Origin of the sequence: Desulfosporosinus fructosivorans (assembly GCF_004766045.1) — a bacterium.
Lineage (GTDB): Bacteria > Bacillota > Desulfitobacteriia > Desulfitobacteriales > Desulfitobacteriaceae > Desulfosporosinus > Desulfosporosinus fructosivorans.
In genome coordinates, this window is record NZ_SPQQ01000021.1 from 40,179 (window position 1) to 47,733 (window position 7,555).

At 48.5% G+C, this 7,555-nt stretch carries 8 protein-coding genes; all 8 read left to right on the forward strand.

Translation table 11 applies throughout. The features are described from left to right. Positions 1-4: 4 nt before the first annotated feature. Positions 5-1,501 carry an acetaldehyde dehydrogenase (acetylating) gene (locus E4K67_RS27485; protein ID WP_135552639.1) on the forward strand — a complete coding sequence of 499 codons (1,497 nt, stop codon included), beginning with the start codon at positions 5-7 and terminating at the stop codon, positions 1,499-1,501. A 171-nt stretch (positions 1,502-1,672) separates the two neighbouring features. Continuing rightward, positions 1,673-1,984, forward strand: coding sequence for a BMC domain-containing protein (locus E4K67_RS27490; protein WP_135552641.1), 312 nt, complete (start codon positions 1,673-1,675; stop codon positions 1,982-1,984). A 102-nt stretch (positions 1,985-2,086) separates the two neighbouring features. Continuing rightward, complete coding sequence (gene pduL / locus E4K67_RS27495; protein ID WP_199242669.1) at positions 2,087-3,478, forward strand: phosphate propanoyltransferase; 1,392 nt, start codon at positions 2,087-2,089, stop codon at positions 3,476-3,478. A gap of 3 nt (positions 3,479-3,481) precedes the next feature. Further along, the gene (locus E4K67_RS27500) at positions 3,482-4,399 is read left to right on the forward strand and encodes a flavoprotein (RefSeq protein WP_135552643.1); all 918 of its coding nucleotides are present in this window, start codon (positions 3,482-3,484) and stop codon (positions 4,397-4,399) included. Beyond that, positions 4,396-4,689 (forward strand): EutN/CcmL family microcompartment protein, encoded by a 294-nt coding sequence (locus E4K67_RS27505; protein WP_135552644.1) that lies wholly within the window; start codon positions 4,396-4,398, stop codon positions 4,687-4,689. Before E4K67_RS27500 ends, E4K67_RS27505 begins: the two co-directional genes overlap by 4 nt. A 17-nt stretch (positions 4,690-4,706) precedes the next feature. Beyond that, positions 4,707-6,077, forward strand: coding sequence for a 4Fe-4S dicluster domain-containing protein (locus E4K67_RS27510; protein WP_135552646.1), 1,371 nt, complete (start codon positions 4,707-4,709; stop codon positions 6,075-6,077). Then, complete coding sequence (locus tag E4K67_RS27515) at positions 6,074-6,622, forward strand: BMC domain-containing protein (RefSeq protein ID WP_135552647.1); 549 nt, start codon at positions 6,074-6,076, stop codon at positions 6,620-6,622. The genes E4K67_RS27510 and E4K67_RS27515 overlap by 4 nt, the downstream gene beginning before the upstream one ends. Before the next feature lie 96 nt (positions 6,623-6,718). Beyond that, the gene (locus E4K67_RS27520; RefSeq protein WP_135552649.1) at positions 6,719-7,381 is read left to right on the forward strand and encodes a cupin domain-containing protein; all 663 of its coding nucleotides are present in this window, start codon (positions 6,719-6,721) and stop codon (positions 7,379-7,381) included. Positions 7,382-7,555: the final 174 nt, after the last annotated feature.

Here is a 7,555-nt window from a genome sequence, read left to right on the forward strand (position 1 = left end):
TGTAATGGAACTTGACCGGGATTTATGTTCTTTACAAGAAGCCAGAAATTTAGTGAAAGCTGCCCGCAAAGCCCAAGAAGCCCTCAGAAACTTCACGCAGGAACAAGTCGATCACATAATAGACATGATGCGCGAGGCAGGAGAAGCGAATGCAGCGAGATTAGCCATGATGGCCGTTTCGGAAACTGGAATGGGAAATTATGCCGACAAATGCTTTAAAAACTATTTTGCATCCCGAACAGTGTATGACTTTATAATGCCTATGAAAACTGTGGGAATCATCCGAGAAGATCACGAGCAAAAGATCTGGGAAATAGCCGAGCCCGTGGGTGTGATCGCCGGAATCATCCCGACCACGAACCCGACGTCAACGGTGATCTATAAAGCCATGATCGCCCTGAAATCCCGTAATGCGATCGTGTTTTCCCCGCACCCAACCGCGGTGCGCTGTACGAATGAAGCGGCGAAAATCATGAATCAAGCAGCGGTCGCAGCAGGAGCCCCCGAAGGAGTCATAGGGTGTATCCTAAATGTTTCCATGGGAGCGACCACCGAACTGATGAAACATCCAAGTGTCGCGATGATCCTAGCCACCGGCGGAAGCGCGCTCGTGAAAGCAGCCTATAGCAGCGGAAAACCAGCCCTCGGCGTAGGACCTGGAAATGTGCCCGCCTTTGTGGAACGGAGTGCGGATCTAGCCAAGGCAGCAGAATACATCGTAATGGGCAAGAGCTTTGACAATGGGACGATTTGTGCCTCAGAACAAGCGATTGTAGCGGAAGAATGCATAGCCGATGAACTAATAAGCCAGCTCAAGCGTCAGGGTGCCCACTTCCTCGATCCCGAAGAAGTGCAAAAAGTGTCGTCAGTGGTGATGCTAGGAAACGGAGGAGTCAACCCCAAAGTCGTGGGGAAAGACCCTAAGTTCATAGCTCAACTGGCCGGAATCAGCATCCCAGAAAAAACTAGATGTCTAATAGCCCCGTTAGCAGGCGTCGGTATAAAATGGCCCATGTCATATGAGAAGCTGACAACCGTACTAGGGTTTTACCGAGCAGCGGACTGGCAGGCGGGATGTGAGCGTTGCCTTGAGCTCTTAGAGGCAGGTGGGATTGGCCATAGCTTGGTAATCCACAGCAATAATCAAGAGATCATCCGAGAATTTGCGCTTAAAAAACCAGTCAATCGAATCCTGGTTAATACCCCAGCAGCCATGGGAGGCGTGGGAGCGACCACAGGCTTGGCCCCCTCGTTCACCTTAGGGTGTGGAACCTGGGCAGGCTCGAGTGTCTCCGAAAACGTCACCCCCCTGCACTTGATCAACATCAAACGAGTCGCGTGGCATCTGGGAATCCCCGAGCGCAAACCCGTAGAAGCCATAAAAGATATGGGAACGGGCGAAAGGGCTCAGAACCAGAGCCAAAACCAAAACCAGCCAATTGATATCCAGTTGGTTCAAGAGATCGTCAGTCAAGTTATGAAACACTTAAAAAGTAAGTGAGTACTAACGTGTTAAGTGCGATGCTCCTTTTGACAACTTTTAACCCATTTTAAATACGACTCCAACTTGATGATGAATTGTGAATCAGCAATGATCAAGTTCAAGCACTGAAGAGCAATACACAATTTGCGAACCACGAACCACGAACTACGAATGAGGAGGGAACAAATCATGGCACAAGATCGAAGTGTAATAGCGCTTGGAATGATAGAAACCAAAGGATTAATCCCAGCGATCGAAGCAGCGGATCAAATGTTAAAAGCGGCCAATGTAACGCTTTGTGGAAAAGAACATGTTTCTGGAGGATTAGTCTCAGTAATGGTCCGTGGAGATGTCGGGGCAGTGAAAGCGGCCGTAGACGCAGGAGCAGCAGCAGCCCAGCGAGTGGGCGAGTTACTCAGTGTACACGTGATACCACGCCCACATCAGGACGTCGAGTACATTTTGCCAACAGGCGATAATAAAAGCTACGGCGATAAATAAGCAAACTTAGATAGTCGATAGTTGATGTTCGGTGTCAGAAGACCTAAAGAAATTCTCTGACCTCTGGCATCTGATCTCCGACTTCTGTAATGGGGTGAGGACTTGATCGTCACAGAGTATGAATTGCGAGCCAATTGGCATAAAACGAAGGAGAAAGTCATCACGTTACCACCAGGAAGCGTGATCACCCCTTCGGCGAGAGACTTTATACGATCCAAGGGAATCGATGTTCAAATCGAAGGAAACGGGATTTTAGACATAAACAAGACCACGTTTTCCAATTCCCAGCAAACCGTTATAAGGCCTAAACCATTTGAAAAACCAGTACGCCAGAACGTCCCAGGAGAGAATGCATCAAAGGTAGGGGTACAAGACCGTGGGTCGGTAAGCCCTTTAGGGGTTAAACCCGAACATATGACCCATCTGCATCAAGGCGCCTTAGTCACAAAAACACACCCGGTGATTGCTTACCGAGGACAACTCGATCTGTTTCAGTGTGAACTCGTCGAAGCCCAAGTACTCTTTATACAAGAGGGCGAAGAGGGATTAGTTGCAAGGTTAGAAGAGATCGCCACCTTCGCCAGAGAGTTGATGGTCCATGAAGTGAAAGAGACTCCATTTCAATGGGAGATTCTCATCGGACACACCCCAGAGGAACTACGTGAACGATCGCATCATCCTAAAAAATACTTTGGGGTTGAGCATACGCCCTTAAGCTATACCCACGGACTGGTCGTTGCTAAACTACAACATCTGAGAGCAAAGTCCCGTGAAGTCGAACTCTATGCGAACCGAGCGTTTACTAACGAGTCGGGAGAATGCACCCGGACGGACTTGATACAGGCCTTAAACCGACTATCCAGTGCGTTTTATATTCTCGCCTGTGAAGTTCGGGGGCGGAAAAACGATGAGAAGAAACCAGAGAAACGAATTTCCATAGGCATTTCAAACCGGCATATTCATCTTTCCGAAGACGACTTATTTGCCTTATTCGGCGAAAACTACGTCTTGACCGTCCAAAAAGAGCTTTCCCAACCAGGTCAATTTGCAGCGCAAGAAACTGTCACTTTAGTCGGCCCGAAAGGGTCACTAGAGAAGGTACGTATCTTGGGACCTATGAGAAAAAGTACCCAGGCAGAAATAAGCGCAACGGATTGTTACAAACTGGGGATCAAACCCGTCATTCGAGATTCAGGGCAACATGACGGAACACCTGGCCTGGAAATAGTCGGGCCACAGGGTAGAGTAACGTTGGAATCGGGCGTGATGGTGGCCAGTCGTCATATACATCTAAACCTCCAAGAAGCAGCAGAGTGGACTGTAAACGATGGGGACAGAGTACGCGTTCAAATCCAAAGCAAACGCCCGATGATCTTGGAAGATGTGTTAATTCGAGTCAATGAGCATTACCATAAAGAGATGCACCTGGATTTGGATGAAGCCAACGCGGCTCTCATCGACGGACAAACCCATGGTGTGCTCATGGGGGTATGAAGGATGAATGAAGAACTCATCAACCAAATCGTAAGTCGAATCCTATCTGAACCCGCGTTTCAAGCGCTGCTGCACGGAAACAAGGATGGAAACAGTGCAGAACTTAAAGCGGTTAAACCAGACGCTTTAGTCTTACTAAACTACGTTCCGGATTTTGAACGAGTTTTGACTGCCACACAGCAACAATTTGGATCGGACTATACCCTAAGTATTTTACCAAGTGATCAGACCAATATGTCCAAACCAAAGCTTCCAGAGGGGATGAGCTGGATAACTCCCCAAGACGCTTTAAGCAAATCGAATTGGCAAAAAATCATCCTACCAGCCTGTTCCCCGAATACCCTAGCTAAAGCCGCTTTAGGCATAAGGGATAATCCGATCAGTGAGACTATTGGGCGCGGGATCACCCAAGGTACATCCATCTTACTGGTGACAGAGTATCTCGGATTCACCGCCCAAACCCCAAAAGCCTACCGTGCACTCTATGAAGGGTATCTTCAAACGGTCCAAGCCTACGGAGTCGTGGTGAGTACAACCCTAGGAGAAGGGTGTACCAGCACCTTGAATAAAGATAAGGGCAGAACAAGTTCGGTTGGAGATAGCCTGATTACCGACAAAGGGACAGTGCAATCATCGCTTTACCCAACCGTTACACACGCCAGACAGTCCAATCAAGCAAGCCTTTTTGACCAGAGATTAGCGATTAATGAACAGAGAAAACCCTCCACCGAGCAGAGTGCGCCGAATCGGGAAGAGATCCGATTCGATAAGAAGTTCTTAGGAGACAAACAAGTCTACGGAATTCCAGAAGGATCTATTGTCCTAGTGAAACGAGGGACGGTCATCTCCCCGCTAGCCCGAGACACCATGAAGAGTCGCCGAATCGAATTGCGGCAGGAGAAGGAGGAAGGAAGACGATGATTTTAGCCCGCGTCATAGGCAATGTATGGTCCACGCGAAAGGAAGAATCCCTACGTGGACTAAAGTTTTTAGTCGTCCAGCCAGTTACCCTCTCCTATGCTGAAGACGGCTCAGCGAAACTCACGGAATTTGGGAATTCACTCGTTGCAGCAGATCAAATCGGAGCAGGAGAAGACGAAATCGTGATGATCGCTAGCGGCTCTTCGGCCCGACAAGGACTGGCTGACCATAGCATACCCGTCGATGCCACCATCGTGGGTATCATCGATAAAGAAACCTTTGAAGCGTAAGCTAAAGTGGGTGAAAAATGAACGACGTAAATGAGAACCATGAACTAATTCATGAAATAAGTGCAGAGCAAATCAGCACCCTCGTACGGAATGCTGGTGTCGTTGGAGCAGGCGGAGCAGGATTTCCGACGCATGTCAAGTTCGCGGCGCAAGCCGAAATCGTGATCGTCAACGGAGCAGAATGCGAGCCCTTACTGAAAACAGACCAACAACTGGTAGCACTCTATCCAGAACAACTGATCAAAGGCTTAAGTCTCGCAATGGAAGCAACGGGTGCCAAACAGGGGATCATCGCGTTGAAAGCCAAGTATAAGGAAGCCATCACGGCCTTAGAGCCCTACTTAAGAGAACACCAGCAGATCTCGATTATGCCCGATATTTATCCTGCAGGAGATGAAGTCATCACCATCTGGTTAACCACAGGACGGCGCGTTCCTCCAGGGGGAATCCCGCTCAATATCGGTGTGGTTGTCAATAACGTACAAACTCTCATCAATGTAGCCAAAGCCTACGACGGTGAACCGGTCACAACGCGTACTCTAACCGTCACAGGCGCCGTGAAGAAGCCCAGCACGGTCACAGTTCCAATCGGAACCTCCCTGCGGGAAGTCCTAGACCTTGCTGGTGGAGGACGTTCAGAAGACCTAGTGTATATCAATGGAGGTCCGATGATGGGGAGCGTGATCACGGATCTAAGCGATCCCGTGACTAAGACCACAGGAGGACTCATTGCCTTACCCAAGGATCACCTTCTGATCGAACGAAAAGGCAAAAGTCTAGAAACTATTTTGCGCATCGCCAAAACAGTGTGTGAACAATGTTGCTTCTGCACTGAACTTTGTCCCAGACACATGATCGGGCACGAATTATCGCCGCACCTTCTCATCCGAGCGGTGAACTATAAAAACCTTGGAAAAGCCTCCATGCTGACAAGTGCCCTGACCTGTTCAGAGTGTGGCGTGTGTGAAGCCTATGCGTGTCCGGTGGGAATATCCCCACTCCGAGTGAACCAAGCCTTAAAGGCAGAGCTACGAGCCAAAGGGCTAAAATACCAAGGAGAACTCGGCAACGTTGACCCGATGGCCAAACATCGTTTAATACCGACAACCCGCTTAATGGATCGTCTAAACTTACGTTCGTTGTACAGCGAAGCCCCCCTATCTCTCGAGAGTTATATTCCAGACGAGGTCACCCTAAAGCTGCAACAGCATATCGGAGCACCCGCCGAGACGAAAGTCAAGGTTGGAGATGTCGTTCGTCACGGACAAATCGTGGGAGAAATACCGGAAGGAGCCTTGGGTGCTCGTGTCCATGCAAGCATTGACGGAACAGTAATGAAGGTTACGCCCCAAACAATAACGATAGGGAGAGGGGGTGGTGCAAAGTGATCCACGCAATAGGGCTCGTCGAATTTACAAGCATAGCCCAAGGCATCGAATGCGCCGACATCATGGCCAAATCAGCGGACGTGAAGATCTTAGTGGCGAAAACCACGTGTCCTGGGAAATACATTGTCTTAGTGAGTGGAGAGGTGTCGTCAATTCAGCAATCGGTGAACGCCGGAATTGAACTAGGCGCTGAGACCGTAGTGGATTCGTTTATCATCCCCAATGTCCATCCCTCCATTTTACCAGCGATCAGTGGCGTGAGTACGCTCAAGGATATAAAGGCCCTGGGGATTATAGAAACCTATAGCGTTGCCTCCTTGATTGAGGCAGCGGACGCGGCAGTAAAAGCGGGCGACGTGGAACCACTGCTCCTTCATCTAGCCTTTGGGATCGGCGGAAAGAGTTACACGATTCTCACGGGAGAAGTCGCCTCCGTGAAAGCAGCAGTTGAAGAAGGAAGTGCCCTAGCCAGCGCCAAAGGACTCCTCATACGCCAAGTCGTTATCCCACGTCCTGCGAAGCAACTTATTGAGAGTTTATTATAATCGAGGCACCAAGGGAAAACTAAGAATACTAACAACGAAGACTTGAATATGGCATCGAACCACGAAGAGTGAACATCGAAAAAGGGAGGTGTATCTATGGGACGTTTTATTTCAGCGAATGTATTGCGAGAAATGGCCAAAATGGATAAGGATATATTATTAGAAGAAGATAGTGTACTAACCCCCTCCGCCAAAGATTTAGCCAAAGAATTGGGGATAACGATTACCAAAGGACGACAAGAAATCATCGGACAGAGCGTAATGGGTCAGTCGACGGGGCAACCTGTGAATCACCAAAACGAACGACAGGTGACAGCTGGAGTTATAGGAGCAGAAACCAAAGACGCTGACCTTAAAAAAACCGTGCAGAAAATTCTGAGTGAAGTCTTAAAACCGGCCTGTGAGAACCCCAAAGCGACGCATGTGATGGGCAAAGATGTGGTAATCCAACCCTTTTTAGAAGCTCCTCCGGGACAAAAGGTTGGACTGGTTGATGTAATTGATGCACGAGTTGGAAACATGGCTTCGGGCTTTATGACGTTTGACCACTCCAGATTACCCTGGTTTTTAAACTATGACGAAGTCGATTACATCATAGAAGGGGATTTTGTACTAGAGGTTGAGGGCCAAGTGTTCCGAGCTGTCGCAGGAGATGTGATTTATATTCCGAAGGGAAGTGAAGTTGTCTTTTCTTCTCCAACCTTTTGCAAGGTGTTTTATGCAACCTATCCTGCCAACTGGGCAGAATTTTGCGAATAAGATCACTAAGCCGGATTGAGAAAGGTACGATAGTTTTAATATTTTTGATCTGAGCGCTATCTGTAAAAAACTCTTCCAGAAAAGGAAGAGTTTTTTATTTGTCTAACGAAAACCACCTGCTATGCAGGTGGTTCCAAAAAGCTTTAGCTATGCGTAGAAAAAACTACCTACCTT